General features: G+C 46.9%; 15 protein-coding genes. 6 read left to right on the top strand and 9 right to left on the bottom strand.

Annotated elements, in window-relative coordinates; genetic code table 11:
• The first annotated feature begins 467 nt into the window (after window positions 1-467).
• The gene (locus QUA44_RS12845) at window positions 468-1,901 is read left to right on the top strand and encodes an ABC transporter substrate-binding protein (RefSeq protein WP_333251589.1); all 1,434 of its coding nucleotides are present in this window, start codon (window positions 468-470) and stop codon (window positions 1,899-1,901) included.
• A 144-nt stretch (window positions 1,902-2,045) separates the two neighbouring features.
• Here QUA44_RS12845 and QUA44_RS12840 read toward each other — a convergent pair whose 3' ends face one another.
• The 6 genes from QUA44_RS12840 to grxC all read right to left on the bottom strand — a co-directional run bounded on the left by QUA44_RS12840 (window position 2,046) and on the right by grxC (window position 10,814).
• The gene (locus QUA44_RS12840) at window positions 2,046-4,547 is read right to left on the bottom strand and encodes a glycosyltransferase family 2 protein (protein ID WP_333251590.1); all 2,502 of its coding nucleotides are present in this window, start codon (window positions 4,545-4,547) and stop codon (window positions 2,046-2,048) included.
• A gap of 699 nt (window positions 4,548-5,246) precedes the next feature.
• A complete protein-coding gene (locus QUA44_RS12835) occupies window positions 5,247-5,828 on the bottom strand; it encodes a hypothetical protein (protein WP_333251591.1) in 582 nt (193 codons plus the stop codon).
• A gap of 166 nt (window positions 5,829-5,994) precedes the next feature.
• Window positions 5,995-7,833 carry a CHAT domain-containing protein gene (locus tag QUA44_RS12830; RefSeq protein ID WP_333251592.1) on the bottom strand — a complete coding sequence of 613 codons (1,839 nt, stop codon included), beginning with the start codon at window positions 7,831-7,833 and terminating at the stop codon, window positions 5,995-5,997.
• Between the two features lie 109 nt (window positions 7,834-7,942).
• Window positions 7,943-9,082 carry a Gfo/Idh/MocA family oxidoreductase gene (locus QUA44_RS12825; RefSeq protein ID WP_333251593.1) on the bottom strand — a complete coding sequence of 380 codons (1,140 nt, stop codon included), beginning with the start codon at window positions 9,080-9,082 and terminating at the stop codon, window positions 7,943-7,945.
• 408 nt (window positions 9,083-9,490) lie between these two features.
• Window positions 9,491-10,483: a glutathione synthase gene (gene gshB / locus QUA44_RS12820; protein ID WP_333251594.1), complete on the bottom strand. Its 993-nt coding sequence runs from the start codon at window positions 10,481-10,483 to the stop codon at window positions 9,491-9,493.
• Window positions 10,484-10,550: 67 nt separating this feature from the next.
• A complete protein-coding gene (gene grxC, locus QUA44_RS12815; protein ID WP_333251595.1) occupies window positions 10,551-10,814 on the bottom strand; it encodes a glutaredoxin 3 in 264 nt (87 codons plus the stop codon).
• 500 nt (window positions 10,815-11,314) lie between these two features.
• On the opposite strand from grxC, the gene QUA44_RS12810 reads away from it, so the two are divergent.
• Window positions 11,315-11,545 carry a hypothetical protein gene (locus tag QUA44_RS12810; protein WP_333309709.1) on the top strand — a complete coding sequence of 77 codons (231 nt, stop codon included), beginning with the start codon at window positions 11,315-11,317 and terminating at the stop codon, window positions 11,543-11,545.
• 609 nt (window positions 11,546-12,154) lie between these two features.
• On the opposite strand, the gene hflX is transcribed toward QUA44_RS12810, so the two are convergent.
• A complete protein-coding gene (hflX, locus tag QUA44_RS12805) occupies window positions 12,155-13,957 on the bottom strand; it encodes a GTPase HflX (protein ID WP_333251672.1) in 1,803 nt (600 codons plus the stop codon).
• 382 nt (window positions 13,958-14,339) lie between these two features.
• Here hflX and QUA44_RS12800 point away from each other — a divergent pair, with 382 nt between their 5' ends.
• The gene (locus tag QUA44_RS12800) at window positions 14,340-14,552 is read left to right on the top strand and encodes a chlorophyll a/b-binding protein (protein WP_333251597.1); all 213 of its coding nucleotides are present in this window, start codon (window positions 14,340-14,342) and stop codon (window positions 14,550-14,552) included.
• 298 nt (window positions 14,553-14,850) lie between these two features.
• On the top strand, window positions 14,851-15,129 hold the full coding sequence (locus QUA44_RS12795) for a Photosystem I reaction center subunit PsaK (RefSeq protein ID WP_333251598.1): 279 nt from the start codon (window positions 14,851-14,853) through the stop codon (window positions 15,127-15,129).
• A 584-nt stretch (window positions 15,130-15,713) separates the two neighbouring features.
• Here the strand turns inward: QUA44_RS12795 and QUA44_RS12790 are convergent.
• A complete protein-coding gene (locus QUA44_RS12790; protein ID WP_445243663.1) occupies window positions 15,714-18,590 on the bottom strand; it encodes a zinc-dependent metalloprotease in 2,877 nt (958 codons plus the stop codon).
• A 92-nt stretch (window positions 18,591-18,682) separates the two neighbouring features.
• Window positions 18,683-22,201, bottom strand: coding sequence for a hypothetical protein (locus QUA44_RS12785; RefSeq protein ID WP_333251600.1), 3,519 nt, complete (start codon window positions 22,199-22,201; stop codon window positions 18,683-18,685).
• A gap of 645 nt (window positions 22,202-22,846) precedes the next feature.
• Here QUA44_RS12785 and QUA44_RS12780 point away from each other — a divergent pair.
• Window positions 22,847-23,077 (top strand): hypothetical protein, encoded by a 231-nt coding sequence (locus QUA44_RS12780; protein WP_333251601.1) that lies wholly within the window; start codon window positions 22,847-22,849, stop codon window positions 23,075-23,077.
• A 173-nt stretch (window positions 23,078-23,250) separates the two neighbouring features.
• Window positions 23,251-24,043 (top strand): DUF4114 domain-containing protein (locus tag QUA44_RS12775; protein WP_333251602.1); only part of this gene is annotated, 793 nt, incomplete at its 3' end.

Genomic DNA, 24,043 nt, shown 5'->3' with positions numbered 1-24,043 from the left:
CTTAACACTTTTTTCTCTGACAAGTTGTCATACTTACTACCTTAGCGACTCTTTTATCTAATTAGTTTGTCTTTAGATATTTTTCAACTTTCCTGTTTATATTACAAAAGATTGCAGGATTTTTGCTAAACTTCAAAAAACCTTAATCTTTCACCCCAATCTTTGATGTTTGACAACTCCCCCACTGTCGAGTTTTGGTGCAAAAATAAAGATATAATTAAGGAAAATATTTTAACAAATAATTGTGATATGAGTCGTTCACAAGTGTTTACGAAAAACTCAACTGCAACCTGTGTATTTTCGTCCATCCAAACCGGTTGCTGAGTACCCGTGCCTCCTAGACTATCTAAAATTAATAAAAAAATGTCAAAATATAATTAGATTAGTTCTTCTGCCTTCTGCCTCCTGCCTTCTGCCTTCTTCCTGAGTCGTTGAATCTAAAACCTAAAATCTCAAACTGTGCAGCCATGTCCCAAAAAAACGAAACCGCTGTTCTGGTATTATCGCTCCTAATTACGATCGGGCTAGCCGGTACAGGTATTTGGTGGCTGACAAGCCGCGGCGGCATCACTCCCGAAGCTTCATCACCCCAAAATCAGACGTTTTCCAAATCCCCGATGGGGAATTCCCCGCAGTCAGAGCAAGCAATCCAGCAGCGCCTGAGTGCCGGAAAAAAACTGTTGATTCCAGATGGAGCAACCACAACCAAACAAGCAGCAATACAGGCTTACGCATCTGGCAACTACAACGCCGCTATTTCCGACTTACAAGCTTCACTGAAAACCAATCGCAACGATCCCGAAGCACTAATTTACCTCAACAACGCCCGCATCGGCAACCAAAAATCCTACACAATTGCCGCAGCGGTTCCCATTGGCGCCGATATCAATGGTGCTCAAGAAATTCTGCGGGGCGTCGCTCAAGCTCAAAATGAAATTAACCAAAGTGGCGGCATTAGCGGTACTCCATTAAAAGTGCTAATTGCTAACGATGACGATAACCCAGAGATTGCCTCGCAAATTGCCAGTGCTTTAGCAAATAACTCAGACATTTTAGGAGTAATCGGGCATTTTAGTTCTGATGCAACGCTAGCAGCCAGCAAGATTTACCAGCAAAATCAATTAGTAGCAATTTCTCCGATTAGTACGTCTGTACAACTCTCAGGAATTGGCAGCAACATATTTAGGACAGTGCCGAGCGATCGATTTGCTGCGAATGCTCTTTCTCGCTATATGCTAACAAAATTACAAAAGAAAAAAGCTGCTGTATTTTTCAATTCTGCCAGCAATTATAGCAAATCTTTAAAAAGTGAATTCACCACTGCTCTTTATGGAGATGGCGGACAAGTAGTATCGGAATTTGACTTTGCTAAGGGCAATTTTAATGCTACCGAGAGCTTTAAAAGCGCGATCGCCCAGGGAGCAGAAGTGATGATGTTAGCAGCCAATACCGCCACGCTTGACCAAGCTTTGCAAGTAGTGCAAGTAAACGCCAAACGGCTACCGTTACTAGCAGGAGACGACGTTTATACTGCTAAAACACTGCAAATTGGTGGCGCAGGAGCAGCAGATATGGTGCTGGCTGTTCCTTGGCACATTCTCGCAGATCCGCAGTCAAGCTTTCCCCAAACATCGAAACAACTTTGGAATGCTGAAGTAAGTTGGCGCACAGCTTTAGCCTACGACGCGGCGATCGCCTTAATTGTCGGTTTAGGGCGAAATCCGACTCGTACAGGCATTCAACAAGCTTTATCGGCGTCAGATTTTTCCGCAAATGGAGCATCGGGGCAGATTCGATTTTTACCTTCGGGCGATCGCAATCGAGCAGTTCAGTTAGTAATTGTTAAACCGGGAAATCGCACCAGTTACGGTTACGAGTTTGTGCCGCTACCCGGTTTGTAAATTGTATTGAAAAAGGCAGAAAATACCTATTCCAAAAATCAAAAACTCTCTGGAAATTATCTGCGTTTATCGGCGTTTATCTACCTTACATCTGCGGTTGACTTATCAATCTAAAAATTGTGCGATAAGTCTAGCCAATTGTATCTAAACTTGCGAAACCCCGATCGGCCTAACTGACCTATTCCTCTCAAAAACAGCCCTCGGTTTCAAAGCAATTCTCAGCAACAGCCACAGCGATCGCCATTCTCCGGGAGTTTCCTGCCGCTGCCACTGGCCCGGCCGACAGTACAGCATTTCGATCAAACAGCGGTGCTGGCTAATATTCAGGCGATCGAACGCAATTCGCACAGTGGGAAATTCCACAAAACTGCACTCTTTTCCATCCCGAAAACTAGACCGCAACTGAGATTTATCGCTCACCAACTCAATCTTAGCCACAGGAATAAAACAGTTCTCTTCCAGAATTTTCAGAGTCGCCGAATCGCAATCAATCAAACCTTTGGCCAAACGACGCTGAGTGCCCAACTCAACAACAGACGGCGCTAGCGATCTCCTTGCCTTGACTGCCGCACTGCGAGGGAGCGCTTTTATTTTACCCTGGGATAAACTTGTCTCAAAGGCATATTTTGGCAAAATCTCTGCTGCTGTCAAACTTTCTTTACTGCCTTTATTTTTCACCCCAAAACTTGGCCACTGCGTCAAAGCAACTTCAGCGCCACTTTCCGAAATGACAGTGGTTACACCCCAAAAACTTTGACCGCCAATATTCAATTGTACAACCCTGCGTAAATTGAACCATTCGTAAATGTCCGGCTTAGGAATATCCACCAAAATCAGTAATGCAATCCCCAGCATCAGCAGGTTGTAAGCGCTCCAAATCCATCCTAAACTCATTCCTTTTGACAAATGTACACTTTCTGATATTGACTGTACGGTGCCAACGTTTTTAACTAAATTAATGTTTAAATTGTGCCACAAACTGAATGCTGTAGCTGCAAACAAGACAATCAAAGGCCATCCCAAGTTCCAGTTAAAACGAAAGCGATCGCTTGCAATTCCTTTTGGCGTCACCTGAAACCCTTTCCCAAAGGGATTCAGCATGGAACTCACTACCGTCACCGCTAAAGGAATACACTGGACAAACGAATAAATATCGGAAAGCAAAGCAGATCCCGATCTGCGGTTCAGCCAAGAAAACACAGTAAGTTGCACCAAATAGTAAGGCAGGAAAAAGTACAGCAATTCCCGCGCAGTTGCTCGCAAAGGAATGATGCCGAAAAACGAATAAGCTAAAGGTATTAACAGATATAAAACCTTGGTTAAACTGGTAAACCAGTGCAGCAATCCTTCCAAATGAGACAGCCTTTGTACGAATCTGAGACCGCGAATTGTTAAAGGATTGGAATCAATAAAAAATGCCTGAAGCGTGCCTCGTGCCCAGCGTAGCCTTTGATTTAGATGAGCCTCTATATTTTCAGCCGCCAGACCAGCACTCAATTTTTCATCTAAATAAACTAAGCGATATCCGGTTGCTGACAGCCGAATTCCGGTAAAATAATCTTCGCAGATTGAATCTGTGACCAAGCCTCCCGCTGTTTCTAAAGCACTCCGCCTAACTACAAAAGATGTACCGCAACAAACCACGCTGTCGGCGCTGTCTTTGATGATTTCAATTTGCCTGTAAAATATTTCTTCTTCCGGCGCGAGTACATTTTCTAAACCTAAATTACGGGAGATGGGGTCGTGGTTGTAAAAGCTTTGCGGTGTTTGAACGAGGGCGATTTCGGGATTTTGAAAAAATCCAACTGTTCGAGTTAAAAAGTTTTTAGTGGGAATAAAATCTGCATCGAAAACTACAATTAGTTCTCCATTAGTTAGGGCTGTGGCATGGTTAATGTTTCCAGCTTTGGCGTGAATATTATCGGGTCGGGTTATATACTCGCATCCTAGTTCTTTTGCCAGCAACTTGATTTCATGCCGCTTAGTATCGTCGAGCAAATATACTTTTTTGTTGGCATAATCTAAAGCTTGACAGCCGATTACAGTGCGCCGTAAAATAAAAGCCGGTTCGTTGTAAGTTGGGATGAAAATATCTACGGCCGGGGTGAAGTTTCCAGCTTCAACTGCAACTGCCATGCGATCGGCTTCTCGACGCCGGTCTTTCATTCTCAGCATTAAATACAGTTGAATACTGGTGTTGAAAACCAGTAGCATTTCTAGGAAAAACAGCCCCAAACTAAAGATACCGTTGAGGGGATCGGTTAAATTTAGAGTAGCGAGCGATCGCCATAAAACGTAACGAATGGTTAAAGCCAGAACTATTGCAACTACTACAGCGCGCGACCATTTCTGCGGTTGAGGCGAAATTTTAATTGCAGCTAAAGCAACGGACACCAGGGCGATAGTCGGCACTAACAAATACATCTTGCTCGTAGCAGGGACTTGCAGCCACACAGGCGGGTTTTGCTGCCAAGTGTTGATTATGGCAAAAATACCGCTGACTGTACCTTCACGGGCAAACCAGGCTCCGGCGATCGCACCTGCGAAAGCAACCGCCCCCAACACGACTAGCGTTGCCGTCGGCACCCCCGAAATCCGCCACAAGCGGCGTTTCAAGTCTTGAAAATCAAATCTTGAAGTTGTCATAAAATAAATTTAAAGTCCCGCTCGTGCATGCAGCAGTAAGGGTTTCCTGCTGTCCACTTTTTAATTCAGTTGAAAATTCCGACACACCCCCATTACTATATTTACATTTTTTAACATTCTGACCATTGTATGATAATTCATCTTGCTTGATGTTGCCAAACTGCTTAGCGAGTCCAAACCTGGCAAAATCTAGCAGAAGGAAGAAGAAAAAAGGCTTTAGTTGCCTAGGAGAGAAGTCTATCGATTTTAGATTTTAGATTTTAGATTTTAGATTGAAGCATTGACCCCCCGGATAAATTCGGGGGCTTGTATCCTGGATACTTTCGGTCAGAAGCAATCTTCGGCAAGGATTTCAGCAATTAATAACCTCCTAACTTACCCTTTGCTGACATTGCTGCAAAAGGCTTTCGGGCCTGTTCCACCATAAAAAATATTTCTTGTGGGCCGTTTCTCGGACGCCACCCATAAAAAGCTTATTGAAAATCCTGCCACATCTCAGTCATAAACGTCGGGCGCGCTTGCTATAGTTCAAAAAAAATTATCTTGTCTACAAATCAAATAGGATTGCTATATCAAACTATAGCAATCCAGATGATTTAACAATTAAACGAATTCGACATCTAACTAAAGGTAGATTAATTTTATATTCATTTAAAAAAATTACCGCTATCCCAGCACAAAAACCCAGCCATCAAAAAACTAATCAGCAATTTCTAATTGCGAGATTGCATAGCGGGCGACAGCCAAACTAACTCTGGCTTGTTCTATTTCCGACAATTGGGCCCAAGGTCTTTTAGTAGCCATGACCAATTCCCCCCCTTCGGAATCAACATCTCGCATGGCATAAGCCAAAGGACGTGCCAACACTTGCAAATCTTCCTCAGCCCACTGAGGCAAAATATCTAAGACGCACTCTACCATTTGGTCAGCTAAAGATTGATACTTAACAGTTGCGTTTTGAACGCTTTGAGCGATGCTGGCCAGAAAATCTTGAGGAACGCGAGCAAATTTCTCGCGCAAAGACTTTTGCAGAGCAGTCGTCAGCCAAACTTGTTCTAATTGCGAGAATAAAACTTGCGACTTCAGGGCAATATCGCTGTCGCTGAAGGAATCAGACAGCGCAAATTCCTGCTCTAGGGCTGTCAAATAAGATTCTGATTCAAGCTGTGCAGGATTCCAGGGGTAAGCAACATCAGTCTGAACAATTGTGGCGAGAAGTTCCATCTGGGCCTGAGTTTGAGAGTCGCGAAAATATTGAGAATCAGGAGATTGGGTAGCCATGATGTAATACCTCAGGGGGAAAAGGAAAAGACAGAAGGGGGACTGTGCCAAGAGCTAGTTGCGAGCTATCAGTGGTAAGTAACTCTTTGAAATTCAGACTGGAGACTCAAGGCCCAGAACTTTGCTGTGCTACTCGTCGCTTGCCTTCATTAGCTACACCCGCATCTTAATTCGTTCCGCAATCAGTCTCACTGTAGCCCGAAGTTTTGGGAACCTCAATAGTGAACTCAAAAATCTGACCTTGAGAACTGCCAAATTTTAGCTGAGTCCCGCTGCGTAGCAGCAATTCTTGGTGATGAACTCTCAGCCATCCCTCAGAGCCCAAAACTAGAGTCCCGTAGCGAGAAAAATCGCGCAAGAAGTAGCTAGGTTCTTCCCGGCTATCTCCGATAGTGTTTCGGCAGAAAATTTCGGCGTGTTTTTGAGAAACCCACTGTTCTCGAATCACTACGTCGTTTTCTTCCCAGCGTCCGACTCGAACCATACCTGCGCGAATCGGCCAAACCTGATTGGTCGATTCGGTGGATTTGGCATTTGGTCGATCGCGCCCCCGTAAATAAGCACAAGACGGCAACCGTCCCAGCCAAGTAGAAGAATTTAAAGGCAACTCTGTTTTGAGGTCATCTACCGGCTCAGTTAGCTGACCGTCAAACTCAGGGTGCATATACAGCACAGGCAGCGTCCAAGCCGGTTGATTGAACTTGTAGAGCGTTAGTAACTGCTGTCTGGCGACGGCGACTGCGCGATCGATCGACATCCGTCCGGCCAAAGCTTGGGCAAAAGTTTGGATAAAACTTAGGGCCTCCCGATCGGCGATCGAGTCCCGCATCCCCAACACCGCAGGCACCCCGTGATGGATCAGTACCTCCGCCAAACTGCTGCGGGCGATCGCCTGTTGTTGGCCGTTAGTTAAGTGCAGCCTCTCCACCGCCGGCTGAGCTCCCCAGCAGGCATTAAACACCGCCAGAGTCACGCGGCACCGAACTAATACATGAGCTAGTTCAGTGCCATTAATCGCCGTTTCCGGCCCCAAAAACAGCAAACCGCCGTCGGGGCCAGGTATCCCGTGGCCGGCGTAGAACAGAATGTTGTAAGCTTGCGTTTCCAGCCGAGAAATGAGTTCCGCCGGAGTTGGTTCGATCAGAGTATCGACGCGAGTCGGAACGCTGATGTCAAAATATTTGCCGCTGTCGTCGGTTTGAAAAGCACTTTCCAGAACGCCAGCTAGGGCGAGTGCTTCTTCTCCCAACTGCAAATGACCGTTATTACTGTTGGAAAATTGAGAATTAGCGCTGCGGCCGGTTTCGGCTTGTCCCAAAACTAGCAAAATGTTGAGCGACTCCGCAGGCTGCAGGGGTGGCAAAGGTTCAACATTGCTGGTAGTGCGGCTGAACAGCAGTTGCTGCGACAGAGAAATTGCCGGTTGACCGGCTTGAGGCTGCATAATTTCCCAAGGCAAAGCAATTAAATACGGTTCGCGCAAGTCTACGCGTACTCGCAGGGGTAGATTTTGCCCGATCGCGATACCTTTACTTTCCTGGAGACTACCCTGAATCGGGCCTTCAAAAAGCCACTGCCAAAGATTAATCCCCAAATGCTGCATCAGGCGGCTGCTGTAGCTTGCCGGTGGCGACGGCGGATTCTGCTCCCCCCTCTCAACCAACCCCCCTTGGCCGAGGCTCAAAGGCACAGGAGGCATGGGTGAAAGTGACTGTAGGGAGTTAGGGGTTCGTTGTTCAATTTCTGCCAGTATATTCTGGTTGTTTTGGGGCGAGGCGAAACTGCCATCAGAATTTAGGGGCAATTCGTGAATTGTCCCGGAGGGCGAAAACATTTCCTGCCAAGCTTTCCAAGATTGGGATAGGGTATCGGGCCACATACAGTCGTGGTGAACGTACCCGCTGGGATAGGGAGCTTGTAGAACCCAAGTGGCAAAATGGTTTGCCCCAGCGGTTCTCAGGCGAGCGATCGCTATACTGAGGCAAGGACTTTCAGGGCGCGCCATTCACAACTACCGACTCTGGATATAGGGTTGGATTGAGTTTCTCTATTTGTAGTTTATCGGGTTTGGGGTGCTTTTCGAGTGCGAGAGATTGCTTTGGGAGTTTTTACTTTTACTTAGTGCCCAAAAATTTATCTAAATTCGGTAAATCTACCCAAGTTCCCGTAGCATTCGACTCCTGGGTCAAATCCATCAACAACTGCGAGTAAACCCCTTCTCTGAGGGACGGTATCAAAGATTTACCGGCATCTATTGCTTCTACCCACCTATCTACTACTCGAATAAACGGTGCAATCCTCCCGTCTGGATAAACTTGAGGAAACTCCAATCTTTGAGGAATTTTGATTTCAGCTAAAGGTTCTCCACCTTGGGAACCCCACAAGCGAAATCCGTGGACATAATCTTGCTGGTTGTCGCTTCCTAACACCAACGTACCCTTACTCCCGTATATTTCCACCCAGTGTCCCCGCCCTTGATAAGTAACAGAACTCAAACAAACTTGACAAGGAGTTCCCCCGGCTAATTCCAACATCAACGTGCACGAATCATCGGCATCAACTAATTTTAATTTTCCCGCATCATTCGGATCGGGCCGCCGCGAAATTCCTGTAATCAAATGCCCAGAAAGCCTCTGCGGCGGGCCGAACAGCCAGCTAATATAATCAAAAACGTGAGAACCTGTCGCGCCCAAAACTCCGCCGCCTCGCTCTTTTTGCGCGTACCAATTCCAGGGGCGACTCGCATCAGCACGGCTCGACACCAGCCAATCAATCTTAATTAAACGCTTTTCTCCCACATATTCTGCTGCCAATAATTCTGCTAGCATTTGCCATGCGGGGATGAAGCGAAACTCAAAGTCCATTGTGGCAATTGCTCTCGAACCACCATTTTTAAAATCGGTTTGAGATTCGTTGTTGGCCAATCGGTAAAGTTCCCTGGCTTCATTTGCTGTCAGGGCTGTGGGTTTTTCTAATAATAAATGCTTGCCTGCTTCCAAGACGGTTTTTGCCATTTCAAAATGCAAAAATGGCGGTGTGGAAATGCTGACGCCCGCCACTTCTGGGATGGCTACTATATCGGCGATCGAGTCGCAAGCGTAGGGGATATTGTGGGTAGAGGCGATCGCCTTTGCTTTGTCTAAATTCCGGTGGTAAACAGCCACAACCTCTGTCCGGTGATGGGCCTGGAATCCGGGAAGATGCACTTTTTGACCGAAACCTGTACCGACTACTGCAACGCCAATTTTTGACATGATTTAATAATTGGGAATTGGGAATTGGGCATTGGGAATTGGGCATTGGGAATTGGGAATTGGGCATTGGGCATTCTCCCATCTTCGATCTGGGAGAATCTTTTGGGTTCTCATACCGAACACTTACACAAAAGCTGGCGCTGAGTTAATCTCATGAAGATATGGTTGATGAAAACAAGTTTTTTCTAATCTTGTTAAAAAAATTGCCATAAAAAAGGAACTATTACCTATTGATTTTTCGAGAGTGTTGGGGTATATTTTAGATAATGGGAGTGGTGACTTAAAATTTATTTAAGTCACCACTCCCATTATATTATTGTACTTCCTAGGAGTTTCAAAGTCAAGCTTTTGGCATTAAAAAAAGGGTAATTATTTTAATTTTTAAAAATTAAAATAATTGGCTCATGACTAATTCTCGGTTAGGTTGTAACTTCTAGTTTCTGCCTGCGAGACAGTCCATTCAATTACTTGTTTGCCCAAATTAACGCCGTCAAACAAGTCAATTTCTCTGATCCCTGTAGGGCTGGTGACATTAACTTCTGTGAGATAACCGCCAATGATATCAATGCCGACAAAGTACAGTCCGTCCTGTTGCAGCACTGGTTCTAACTGAGTGCAAATTTCTAGTTCGCGATCGGTAATTTCTGTTTTTGCGACTCGGCCGCCGACGGCCATGTTGCCGCGAAATTCATTGCCGGTGGGAATGCGGTTGATAGCACCGATGGGCTTGCCGTTCAACAGCACTATCCGTTTATCTCCCTCTTTGGCTTCCGGCAGATAAGTCTGAACCATCACGGGAATTTGCCCTTGTTGAGTGCTAATTTCTACCAGGGAGTTGAGATTGCGATCGCCCGATTCCAGAAACAAAATCCCCTCGCCAGCTTTGCCGCCCAAGGGTTTAAGAACTGCTGCTCCTTTTTTCTCAACAAATTGGCGAATTACCTGCTTGTTTTGAGAAACAATTGTCTCGGGGATCGCTCCCTCAAATTGTAAAGCGTACATCTTTTCATTGGCCGCCCGCAATCCTTTGGGACTGTTAACTACCAAAGTTTTAGCCGGATCGATGCCGTCTAGAAGGTAAGTAGCGTAAAGGTAAGGAACGTTGACTGGGGGGTCTGTCCGCATGAATACTGCGTCCATTGCTTCGAGTGGCTGCAATGTAGGCTGTTCCACCTCGTACCAGATCTGAGCCGCCTCCCAGCGTCCATCTACCACTTTTACTGGGGTGAGGGCTACCCGACTGAGCATTGCCCAGGTTTTGCCGCCGATGACGCTTAGTTCGTTGGCTTGAGTCGCCCAGATTTCGTGACCCAACTCTTGAGCTGCCTCCATCAGCGCTACGCTGGTATCGTGTCCTGGAATTAGTCGCGCGAGGGGATCGATGATGAATGCAAATTTCATTGTCAATTAAAATTAAGAATTGGTCGCAGGAAAATTTGGGCTAACGGAAAATTCGACAGGGAATGCCTCATTTTGCTGCTAGCAGGGGGTCTAGCTGGCCTAGGGCATCGAGTTGGTGGATTTCGTCGCAGCCACCTATGTGTTGGTCGTTAATGAATATTTGTGGGAGGGTGCGGCCTCCGTTGGCTCGATCGCTCATTTGATCCCGTGCTGCTTCATCTCCATCGATCGCGTACTCTGTAAACTCCACTCCTTTTCGCTTGAGCAGTGCTTTGGCACGAATGCAAAACGGGCAGGTTCTCCAAGTGTAAATTTCTACTTTAGGGGTCATCGGACGCTCAAACAATAACAATATTTTTTAATTGTAATCTTAACAATAGTCTGGACAGTTTTTAGTTCCTAGGCTGAAACCCTCGATTTTTCGTTGGTAGCGAACTTGCCTTGGAGCCTTGAAACCCTTATTCTACGGTTGGCTATCAAAAACTGTCCGAAGAATTGATCTTAACCAATCTTATTTTAATTTTTATATTTTAATTTTTATTATATATAGCAACCTTATCTGTTGCACCGGAGGTTATTCATTGCTGAAACCCTTGCGGGGAATATAATTTGCCTTCTTCCTTCTTTTTACCCTGACTGAAGTCGCTATAACCTTCTGCCTTCAACATCCGGCTCTCTTTGCAGCGCACAAGCTAGATGTCAAGTTATTTTTTATACAATTTTTGATTTTTTATATATTAAGTCAACAAATATCCACGCTTAAATAAACGGAGACATTTTGAAGGAAAACAGGTTGGTCATCAGCCTGCCTAGCGCTGCGGACCAACCTGCTTGTTTCGCTTTCTGCACGAACAGATCATTCCTGCACCTGTCAGTAGGACTGCGATCGCAGTACCCGGTTCAGGAATAGAAGTTGAGCTTCTCGAAGGTGTGCCTGTGTATATTTGGGACAAACTCGGCTGGGTCGCCGGCTGTTCGGGTAATGTCGGTTCGGGCAATGGCGGGTCGGGTTCCGGGTTGGGGGGTGCTGATGGCGGGCTGGGGGCACAGGCAGTAGAATAATTTCCAGGCCCACACACATCTACTGCTGCTGAAGCCGGAGGGGCGGCAGCTAGATAGTAGAACGCTGTTGCCATTGTGGCAGAGAGTCCAATTGCTAGTTTTGCCAGTGGCGTACACATAACTATTTAGTTAAACAGTGGTAAAATCGAAAAATAGAAATAGTCCTAGAGATTAGCGCTGTACGACGGGCAAGGATTTTAGAGTTCTTACAATAAATGGATGTATTCTCTCGCGGACGTCTGTAAAAGATAGTATAGCGCTTGAGGTGAATGCCCAAACACTTTAATAAAATTATTTTCTTTTACCTTGACATCGCGTACCGTGGTTTCCACAGGTAGTTTGCAAAGGTAGTTTGCACAGAGTTAAGCAACATCTTTTTGCAACCTCTGAACCAACAGCCCTAACAGCCATTAACAAAGAGTCTTTTTACCTTGACCGCGACCTCCGGAAATTAATTATTTAACCGATCGCAAAATAGAGATGCTGTATTGTACTTTGTCATGCACAATCTGACTACTCTTTTATAATCTCATAGTCCGACTAGATCTGTCCTCAGTATATGTACGTATATTCCCCCATGTCAACTATTCAAAAGGAATATTTAAGTATTTACCGAGGGTAGAGGGCGTATTGAATGAGCTGAGCAAGTCTGTCGCGGAGAGTTTCCATCCCCAAACCTTTGGCGGCCGAAATAAATACTGCTTGAGGAAATTCTTCTCGGGCGAGGGCGAGAGTCTCTCCATCTACGGCATCGATTTTGTTAAAAACTACAAGGGCGGGGCCGGGAGTTACGGGCATATCTGTCAAAATATTCATGACAGATCGAATTTGGCTCTGCCACGCGGGATGGGAGAGATCGACCAGGTGCAGCAAAGCATCGGCGTCAGTAACTTCTTCGAGGGTAGCCCGAAAAGCGTCGATCAAGGAGGGGGGCAGTTCGCGAATAAAGCCCACTGTATCTGTGAGGACGATCGACAAAGGTTCTCCAGTGACAGCGCTCTGAATCGTCAGCTTTCGGGTGGTGGGGTCGAGGGTGGCAAATAACTGGTCGGCGGCGTAGACCTCGGAATTGGTGAGCAGGTTGAGCAGAGTCGATTTACCGGCGTTTGTGTAGCCGACGATCGCGACTGAGGGTACGTCCATATAGTGCCGGTTCTGCCGCAGCCGGAAACGGTGAGCAAGCAGTTGATTGACTTCTTGCTGCAATCTTGAAATGCGTTTCGCGATCGTCCGCCGTTCGGTTTCGAGTTTAGTTTCACCCGGGCCTCTGGTACCGATGCCACCGCCCTGTCTGGACATTGCTTGACCGCGACCTGTCAGGCGGGGCAGTGTGTACTGTAGCTGAGCGAGTTCGACTTGCAATTTACCTTCGCTAGATCGCGCTCTTTGGGCAAAAATGTCGAGAATCACCTCGGTGCGATCGACTACCCGGATACCGATCTGAATTTCCAAGTTCCGTATTTGTGCGGGGGACAGGTCGCGATCGAATACCACGAGGTTAGCGCTAATCGTTTGAGCGGTGAGGGAAATTTCTTGAATTTTGCCTTCACCGACCACTGTCTGCGGGTGGGGGTTCGATCGCTTTTGACGCACTGTTTGCAATACCTGACCCCCGGCACTTTCCACCAGCCGGGTGATTTCTGCGAGTCCGTCCTCAAAATCCAGTAGAGTCATGTGCTGAGTCATCACACCCACCAGCAGCACTTTATCTTGGTCTGCATCAACCTGCTTAGCTACAAACTCTGCTTGAAAATCTGCTTCGAGTCCTTCCACCAACTCCAGAAAGTCTTGATCTGCGAGGTCGTCCAAACTCAGAGGTTCTGATATTTTCCAGGGAAAGTTTTGAGTTTTGGTTGGTGATTTTTGAATTACAGGTTCTTCTATTTCCTCAGTTTCATCAGTTGAAGCTGGTTCTAACTTAGCGCTCAAAACAGAGAATTCAAAATTTGGCCGGTCTCCCTGGGGTATCAGGTGAACGAGATAAGTTTCTTTGATGTAACCTGTCGCACCGCCGCCGCGACGCTGAAACCCTCCGCCGGTCAGCGTCAGCCACACTAGGGCGTCTAGGCGCTGAATTGCCATTGCCGTGAGTGCTGCTTCGCTGGGTATTTCTGGCTTGAGGTGGGTCGCGATGCAGCGAATGCCGCTGAGGCGACCTCCCCCGTAGCGGGGCAATTCTAGGGGCGCAATCTGGGTTTGGCGGGGTGTACCGACGCCGACGCGAATTACTTGTCCGCGGCGGTTGATGTAGGTGCAGATTGGTTTGTCTATTTCCGTGCTGATGGCGGCGACGCGCTGGGCGAATTCTGCAGTGGTGATACGATCGCCCGGTAGTCGCTGGTGGTAAAGCTTTTCGAGTTGCTTGAGCTGGCTGGACTTTAAACCTTGAAGATTGCCGTAGATGGTTTCGATAACTGTTTCTCCCGATCTATCTGTTTATCTCCTATTTTAGTTAACTCAAGGGCGATCGTGTTCAGGTTTTGAGTTGAAATTTACTAAATTTTCTTGCGTCTAGCAGAGCGCGGATTCAGTATTGTCGAGTCACCAGCGCCGTTGTTTGTCGCTACGGGGCGATCGAGCTTTTCACAGCAGCCATTTCAACTTGCGGTTTTATTTGGTATCTCCAGATACAGGCGATCGCTTAAAAAATCTCCCTCAACAAAACTTAACACTTTATTTTCCATTTCAAAATCCTCCTTTAGACTTGTGTATATCTTGAGCCTACAGGCAGATAGCAAAGCTGAAATTAGGCCGCTACTATGATAAGCGAAACATTGTTAAGGAATGTAAAAACATGGAAACTCGTCCTACTAACGTACCTACAACCACTAATGCCTACAACGGCAAAGATCGCAATGCCTTTTTGTTTGGCTTCAACCCGCAAGCAGAACTTTGGAACGGCCGCTTAGCGATGATCGGTTTCTTAGCTTATTTGCTTTGGGACGCCGCTGGATATAGCGTTCTCCGTGACATACTTCACTTTCTGCCTACCTACATTGCTCAGTAATGAGTAGCTGTCTTTCCTGTCTGGCAGCGTGAGTAAATGCCGCCACTGCCAGACAGGCTAAAAGTTACAAATGGCAGCGAGTATGGTTTTGTCCCTTTGTATCTTTCGTTACTTTTGAATGGCATGAAAAGACTTCTTGCTGTAATTCGATGATTACGGGTGGGGGCGCTGTCGCTGGCGCGGTGAAGATTGACAGCAACAGATATTTATTGCGTAAAGGCGATCGCCCCTGCTGTATTTTTGGCAAGAAATCTCATCAAGCATTTCTGATAATTTATGAAAAATAGGAGCATCAACGATGATTAACTCAAATTTACTGGCAATAGTAGAATCGACTCTAGCTGACACAGCATCAGGAAATTTGCAAAAACCAATAGTGATGTTTGTTTGCAATATATTAGCATTGCTAGTTCTCAGCCGCCGAATTTGGTATCCCCACGTCGGGCCGAAAATGCCTTTACCCTTCCCCTCTTTGTTCAACAATGTAAGCGTACCGGCATTTCTGGCTTGCATGAGCGCCGGTCATTTGCTCGGAACATTCCTGATTTTGACCCTCAACATCGACAAGTATTTCTAGGAAAAATGGCGTCGTTTTTGTGGTGATTTATTGCTACAATTTTTAGTAGGTTAAAAAGCGCCAAAAAATGGTAGGGGTAAGTGAAAAGCACTCACCCCTAATTTTAATTTTTGCGATCCAATGACGCACAAATCGTTTTTTTTTACCACGCACCTACAACTAATATCAATTCCGGTAGCATCGAAATAGTAAAATCCACTCATACCAATTTTTTATGAGGCTGCATAGAATGCGATCCCCCCTAGCCCCCCTTAATAAGGGGGGGACAAGATTCTTCTCAAAGTCCCCCTTCTTAAGGGGGATTTAGGGGAATCGAGATATGTGCAACTTCACATTAAATTGGTATCAACAGTCAACAATCACAGATGGTGCAACCGGAATCCATCTAATTAATCTGCGTTAATCTGTGTTAGTCTGCCTGTATCTGCGGTCAAAAAAGAGAATTTATTCACCGCAGATGACAAGGGATTGACGCTGATTCACGCAGATGTCGAGAAGAGAGATAGGAATAATTCCGATGCTAAGAGATTTGATATAACGGGACTTACAGCGGTTCCCGCTGTTATGAGGTACAAATACCAAGATTAATTCGACTGAATTTGCGAATTCAAAACCTTAGAAATGCGATCGCGCGTTTCCTCCAAATGAGCCCGGGTATAAGCATCCGCATTCCGATCCAAATTCCGAATACTCTTGCTCAAACCCTCCCGCAACTGCCGCAACTCGTACCAAGCCAAACTCCGCGCATCCTCTGGAACATTCGTTTTTCGCAGCACCATTCCGATCAAAATTGCTAAATGTTCCCGCTGCAAAGAACGCCGAAAAGTCGAAATCTCCATCTTTTTATTTGTCGGCTGCAAAACCTCTTGCCAGATATCCTTTTGCACAGTATCCAACACTTCCGGCAACCTCAAAGCAGTTTCCGGCGCTGATTTTAACTCGGCATCCCGCAGCCTCGCCAGCCGCGTCGGAGATAGCAAAACTCGCAACACAAACCGCTGCAAAAAAGTAATTCGATCGCCGATCGGGTAATCTAGAGGAAACACCAAAGCCGGACTTCCCCAGTGCTCCCAGCGCGAAGGCGCCAATTTGTTGAGCAACTCCGGCGCAAAACTAAACGCATCCGGTGCAAAAACGTACTTTTCAAGGGTTGCTAATGCTTCTCGCTGCTGAGAAAGTTCGATCGGCACAAACGGCAACTTCGCATTAGTATCTCCAGGGCGAATCCGATTAAACGACTGTCCCCCCACATACAAAGTCGCATTCATCACTTGGTTGACATAATACCCGAACACCGAATCAAACATCACTCGCAGTTCGTTATAACCGTCTTCCCCAACCGGAATTCGCTTTTCTAAACGCTTCCACATCGCCCTCGCATTATCTAATTGCCATTGCGAATACCTCAGCATATTCGCGCTGAGATCAAAGGTATTTGCAGCGGGATCGAGAATATCAACAGAATCCTCATCCGGCGCGTAAGCTAATTGCTGTTCCGCAGCGCGGCTGGCAAGTTGTTGCAGCGCTGGTAAGTCGCTGTTCGGGTTTACCCCGCCAATCACCTTGTAACCATACTCGATCGCCCAATCGTCGTAAGGCCCTACAATCGTTGGAAAATAGTCGCCCTGCACAGTTCCCTGGGGTGCCAAATTAATCGGCACATAATCCATAACTGACGCTACCAAACCTTGCGTGCGAGTTACCTGAGTATTGTTCAAATCCTCCGGTTGCAGCATCGTACTCCCATGAAAATTGTGCCTCAAACCTAGAGTGTGACCGACTTCGTGCGCCGTCAAATATCTGATATATTCATTCACATAATTGTCAATTGTCGGACTGCTAGGCGCTGCATTTTCCAACATATCCATCGACATTGCCCCCATCGCAAACTGGCGGCTCGATTCTAACCCAAAACACATATCCGAACTCGACATCAACCGCGATAAAGGATCTCGCTTTTGCTCTTGATATCTTTCTACCAAAGTAGGCAAATCATCAGCAATTCCACCTCGATCATTTTCCCCGCTGCGTTTTCGTAAATCTCCATTTTCTAGCACATTCAAATAGCGAGAATACATCCCGAACTGACAGGGATTGGTATTAGAACCGTTTCGCCCTTGAAAACTCTTAGATAGCGATCTATTTTGTTCCACCAAAGACCGATAACCCTGTTTAACTTCCCGAACAACATTAGCATCCAACAGAATGTCAGCATCCAAAATTTCCCCCGTCAGCGGGTTAGTGCGAGACGGCCCGATGGCAGCAAACTGAGGCTCAAAAGAACTCGACCAGCGGATAGTATTGTAGCGAACATCAGCCGGATCCCATTTAGCATTCTCCGGCATTTGTTTGACCTGAATTGCCTCAGTAAAACCTGCCTTTTCAAAAGCTTTGTTCCACTCCAAAACGCCCTCGCGAATTGCGTTTCGGTATTCGCGAGGCACATTATTTTCAATCCAAAAGACGATCGGCACCAGCGGAGGCGACATCGGCGCTGTCGGGATTTGCTTTTGCAAATGCCAGCGATTGATATAGCGCACAAAAGGCTCCCGGCTGCTCTTGTCAGAAAAGTCCTTATATGCTGTAAGAAAATAGCCCACTCGCTCGTCCGCCAGTCTGGGCCGGTAGCCGTTATTTAGCGGCACTTCCGAGAAACTGTAGTGAATGCGGAGGTTAAAAGCCCGACTGTCAGGAACCGAAGGTAAATAGTTAACTTCACTGTCGTTATCGCTAGAAAAACCATAGACAGAAGCAATCTCCACATTCAGTGGAAACGCTTTAACATCTTTAAAAGAAGACTTGTCTGCATCGATCGAGTAAGAAGAACCCAAAAGCATCGGCAAAATCGCTTTTACTCCTGGTAAATCGCGTTTTTCGCTCATCAGCAAATCTCCTAAATCGATTAGCAGAGTTTGTCTTTGCGGATGAATGCTTTTGAGAGGCAAAGAATAGAGAACTGAGTCGCTAAATCCCCGCGCTACGGAACCTGCTTGCGGGTCGCCTGGACTTGTGCGAAAATTTATATTTGGTATCACAAACTGCACGTTATTTTGGACGCGCTGCAGTTGAAACAAGAAATCGCCGATCGGCATTCCGCTCAAAATGCCCGCTTCCCCCAAACCCGATGCCAAGGTCACAAAGCACAGGAACTTTTTGTTGAATTGTTCCGGTTTAATTTCCAGATATACTTTATCAGTTGCTTGATTGCGGTAAAGGGTAAATAGTCCCTCTAACTTTTGGGAGTCTGTGACAACCTGTTCAAAGGGTGCCAGAGTTGGCTGTTCGCTACTTTGTTCGTTGCTGGGCGGCCCAGAGGATAAAGCTAAAGGTAAAAAGAAACCTTTATACAAACTGAAACAGAAAAATGCTAAAGATAATATAAAAAATATCAAAGGCAGATTTTTTCTATGATTTTTTATCTGTGTATTTTTGCTATTTTCAGGAAATATCAATCTTTTCATTTTCAGTATTTAGCCGCAGGAAAGAAGTGTTTTGAGATAGTCGAGCCGCACTCGCAACGTTGGGAGCATTTAACTTCTAAAATAACTCAAAACTATTGTTTCGCCGGCCAGGGAATCATGGGATCTTGAGCCAACCGCTTAGAAACTGCAACAGCACCGTAACGGTTGAGGTGGCTGGGGTCGGAAAAAGATTCCCGCGCCTGGGGCCACAATAAACTCTTATCTAGAAAAATTAGTCCGCTTTGAGCTGCTAATTCTTGCATATATTGCCGGAATTCTTGTTCGTAACCTGTCCGCACCGGGTCTAAATAATCTTCAGTCAGAGGCATATTCACAAACACGAGATTGATGTTGCGAACTTTGGTAAATTCGATCAGATTTTTGAGTGCTAGAGCTTGTTCGCCTATCAATTTAAAATTTTGATAGTCGGAGTCGTAATAACCAGATACTTTCGGGTGCTTCTGAAAGTAAGTCTCGGGATTGAAGCGTATCTCGATCGGCAAAAAGCCATTTGGTTGATACTCGCTGACTGGTTTACTCATAGCAGTGGGCTGAACGTTTTCCGTTGTTTGTTCACCCAGGGCTGCGGTTTGGGGACTGTCGGTTGCAACAGGGGCTGAGGGATTAACGATCGATCGCAAAAACCCTTTGAGTCGATCGCGCTTTTTGTAAGTTGCAGAACCCTCCACCAACTTTTGACTCACCACTTGCTGAACATTAGCTTGAGCTTGTCCCAAATTGTTCACCAATTCAGTCGCAGTCGCCACCGGATTGTTGGCGCTTTCCTTCGATGTTTCGGATTCTAATTGATTGGTGCGGATCAGAAAACTACCCCGGCTCAATTGCCTGTAACCTTCCGAAGAAGCGATCGCACTAAAAGTCAAATCCGGCCGCCCGCTGTTGAGAGCCCTCGCCCCGTCAGCCAACACCAGCAATTTGGGCAGTTGTTGCGGCGGCAAAATCCGGCGGATGAGCGAATCTACAACCTGGAGAGTAGCTCCATTAACCCCAAAATTGTAAGCCCTCAGCCCCGGATACCCCGAAGCTGCCAAAGCTGTTTCCAAAACCGCTGGGTCGATGCCCCGCAGCGCCCTCGAACTACCGACAATTAAAATATCCGGCGGTTTTTTGTGCAGGTGGATGTACTCTTGATAGCGCGCTATCTGGTCGTCAAGCTGCTCGCTTCTCAAAGTTGGGAACACCGGAGGAGCAGAAACATCAGCTACAGGAACGCTAGTATTTCCCGGTTTCGTAAACCCAGAGCCATTAAAAGCCTCTTGCTGGTTCGCTTCCGGCGACGGTTGCAACGGAATTCGAGGCAAATTCACCTCCCCAGAAGGGGGAACCGGGTTCGCGGTTTCGTTCGGAAGTCTGGCTGTAACGTCGCCTAAAGCCTTGGGAGCTGAATTTTGACAATTTGGCCCACTGCAAACTTCGGAGACGCTAGGAGCTTGACTGACCGTCGCAGATTGCAGAAATAGACCGAGCAGCCAATCGGTATTGAAAGTCAGCACACAGCCAGCGATCGCCCAAATCAAAGCCATGCCGGCGGCGCGATCGGCTCTCACGCCACCGGGCGCAGCAGCATTCGTTGACAAACCATCGTTGGGAACAAACAAACCCGAAGCGACAAGCGGTTGCACCGCAGCTTGAACTAACTTCTCGCCCAGATTGTATCCGGGGAGTCTGATTTTGAAGCGGGGCCGCCAGGAGTTGGGCATCGGAGCATCGAACACCAAACTGTCGCCCAAACCCGAAAAACTCCCATCCTCCGCCGGCGCAAACTCCGGCACCGGTTCCTTTTCCAACACAGCCACTTGGGAGGGTGCCGGTGCGGGTGCCGCTGCTGATTCCTCGTCAACAGCCGTTCTGAGGTCGATTGCGTAGCGCCACAGGGGCAGTTTCTGGCCGGCGCGGCGTCCGTAGACTCGCACCCCTGCCACTCCCGGAATTTGTAAGTGCCGCAAAAATTTCGCCACCGGCGGGCCTACCTTCGACTGAGAAGGGCAAGTCAGAGCTTCTGTCATGACGTGCAGCACGTTGGCTTTTTGCAGCACGACAGCCCGAATCCCTCCTGTTTCCAGCTTGCGTCTGAGATTGGGGTTGAGCAACCTGTTCAATAAAAAAGTCAGAGCCAATTGGTCGCCCTCGACTGCCAGCGTTCTAGCGTTTGCAGCCAAGTCGGGGTGGTGGGCTGCAGGCAAGTCCACCCAGTCTATCCACACGGGGGACTCCGGCGCAGCCTGAGAGTCCTTGGCTGGTTCTACGCCGTAGATAGTAGCTGCGCGGATGCCTTGGGGCGCAAAGGAGGCTAACAAAGGGGCGATCGCGTCGGTGGTTTGCTGCTTATCCGGGTATTCTTGCCGTTTAGGCTTTTGTCCTTTTTTGGCAGTTTTGCTGCAAAACAGGTGGAGGGTTGCTTCTTTGAGGGTTGCCCGCACTTCGACTTTCGATGCAGCCAAGTGTTGATTTAGCAGTTTGGCGATCGACTGTACGTCTCCCCACCTGGCCCATTCCTTGAGAATTTTGTCCGGCGAAGTCAAATCCACCCGCAGCAGCCAGTCCGGCTTCGCTTCGCCGCTGACTTGGCTGGCGATCACGGCTTCCCGGAAATCCTCTAGTTGCAGTTTCCGCAGCCTGCCGGCGATGGGTTCGGCCAGCAATGAGGGGTCGGGGCTGTAAGCTGACTCGCACAGCACCAGCAGTCGGCGTTCTTTGGGCTTGATATTTTCCGGCCCATTCACCGGCAGGGTTTCTCGGCTACTTTTGAGTTCTTTTTCGCGAATGCTTACTTTCACCGAAACTCCCATCGGCCCGAGGATTTCGCTGAGATAGCTGGCGATCGCATCTGGATAGCCCCGGCGCGCCAACGTTTCCGGCGAAACCGTCAATGTTCCATCGCGATCGCCCTCGCCTGAGTCGGCTTCGGGGGATTGAATCAAAGCCACCGCGCCACGGTTCGCTTTCTGCTGGGGGGGAACGGCCCAAGCGAAAGCTTCCCGCGTCGCAGCAGCCGAAGTGTCGATCGTCACGGGGGAAGTTTCAAAAGCTTCTGGGTATTGAATGCGGGAGGCAATCGGCAGACTTTCGGCGTCAAAATCCAGTTCTTCCCGTACTTGTGGCGGGTGGGCTGCTGTTTCTACCGGTTTTGGTGTCTGTTTGAGTTTCTGATTGTCATTCTTAAATTTGCCGAAAAATCCGCCTCTTTTACGGCTTCCTGGCGGTTCGTCAGGGGAACTCGCTGGCGGCGGCACTTCGGCAACTTTTGGTTCCGGTTGCTGTGGCTGTTGCTGTCGCTTGGGACTGCTACAATCGAGCCGGACTGTCCAGTCATTTTGTCGGGAACCGATTTTGCGCCCACACAGAAACAACTGGTAAATTTTAGGTCGATCGGGCAGCAGTCGCGTTAAATCAGTGTGTTCGAGGGCGTTGGTAAATCTCGCCGTCACCAATTCTTGAGACGGACACTGCGCTGCTTCGCACAAAATGTGCAGGTGATTTCCCCGCAAACGCGCTTGTACTTGAACTTCGGGAAGCCCTAAAGCTTCTTGCGCCCACTGCGACGCGGCCGATCGATTGTCTGCCAATATGCTCCCGTTCGCATTCAACATGGGACTTTAAATTTCGTCAAGGCTGCTTTCGTCTTCTACAGATAGCACATTTCGTCCGTATTTTGGCATATATTAGGCTTCACTTAGGCGAAGTCATCAGTAATTGGTCGTTAGTAATTATTAGGAATCGCACCACACTACATATAGTGTGTCTGCGTCCAGGACTGTACAACCTACGTTTCCAAAGCCTTTACTGTTGTTGCGATCGGTTTTTTCGTATTTTTGCTAACAAATTAAGTGACTTTTTATACAATAAACCGGGAAATTAGTTGGGCGATCGCACCTCCAAAATGCTCGCTCATCCCAAAATTCGTAGTGTGACGCTGAGCGGGTACGGAAGTAAGTTAAAGCTTCGATGAAGTTTACTTCCTGATGGCGAAAAGCACTTGCGATCGATAAAAGTTATTGATATTCTCAAATGTATCGGTAGCAATAAAACAACCAAGTTATTGCCATCACATCAAATTTTTGTCAGCCTCGCTGGCAGGTTTTCACCTGTCGATATCGCAGCTTGCGTCCTCAATAAAAAAAACCAAATTTCAGCATCGTCTGGACTCGCTTTGTTTGCGATATTTTCAATATTAAAATCCTCAATTTCTGCATAATTTTAGTCACTTTTTTCATCAAAAAACCAAACTTTAAATCATGTCATTAATCGAAGCATCAACCCCCAAAACAACTGCCAATATTTCTCTCATTCCCGACATTGCAGAAGACTTGCCACTAGCAAATTCTACCAATGATTACTCTTATCCCCCGAAAAATCTTTTAACTGTTAACGAAACATCCTCCACAAACCCAGCGTTGAACTATTACAATCAAACAACCAAATCATCGATAAAAGCCCTGAAATATCTCCCCAACAAGCAGAGATAAATGCCTTCATCCTCAACCAAGATTCAACACCAACAACCAACAGCATTCCCGAAAAACCGCAAATATCCACCACTCAAACCGACGCAATCACAGGCAATACAGCCAAACCAGCAACTCAAAATAACATTTCTTTCGACTCCGGCATTTTCCAAGCAGACGAAACAGGTAAAATTGTGTTCGATTACCTATCAGACGGAGGCTCGTATCAAGGAGAACTAGCAATTATCAGCCTCACAGGAATGCAAGAATTTGTTCCCGATTCCCAAGCATTTATCAAAGAAGCAGCCAGACGCGCTTTAAGCAACTCCTCCCTCGGTTATATCGCCATTTCTGACAGTACAGAAGCAGCGAAATTCTCTAGTTTCGAGGGAGAAAACAACTTCAATATCGGGGAATACCGAGGAATCAAAACTTTTGCAATGACACCAGGAGATGAAATTGGTATCATCGTAGTTCCCAACGGCACAATACAAGAAGCGTACAATAATCCAGCGATTGGCGGCGACAAAAAGCCCTTATTCTCAATGGCGACAGCTAATTCCAGCGATGCTTTTCAACGGGGACAAATAGCCAGTGTTGTGAATGGTGGCAGTATATTTGTCATGGAAGATATGGGGATAGGAGAAGGGAGCGATGCTGATTACAATGATATCATATTTTCGCTCAAAGGTGCAACCCCTAAAGTCATTTCAATGGATGATGTAATTGCCAAAAACTCCGATTGGCGTACATCAGAGAAATGCAAAGAATTGATAGCTGACGCTGCGCCAAAAAATGAGACTAAATTAGAAGACAAAAAAGCAGATACTACTTCTGCAACAAATCCTGTTGAAACAAAACCTGAAAATTCTCCAGCGACAGAAACTGAAAACCCGACAATTTCTGAAATTCCCAATTCCGATCCAAATTCTGCTGATCCAAAAACGGAAAACTCCTCTGCGACAGAAACTGAAAATCCGACTGTTT

It is taken from the genome of Microcoleus sp. N9_A2, from assembly GCF_036701775.1.
GTDB lineage: Bacteria > Cyanobacteriota > Cyanobacteriia > Cyanobacteriales > Microcoleaceae > Microcoleus.
The sequence above is the reverse complement of the archived record's forward strand: the minus strand, read 5'-3'. Positions and strand labels throughout refer to the sequence as shown.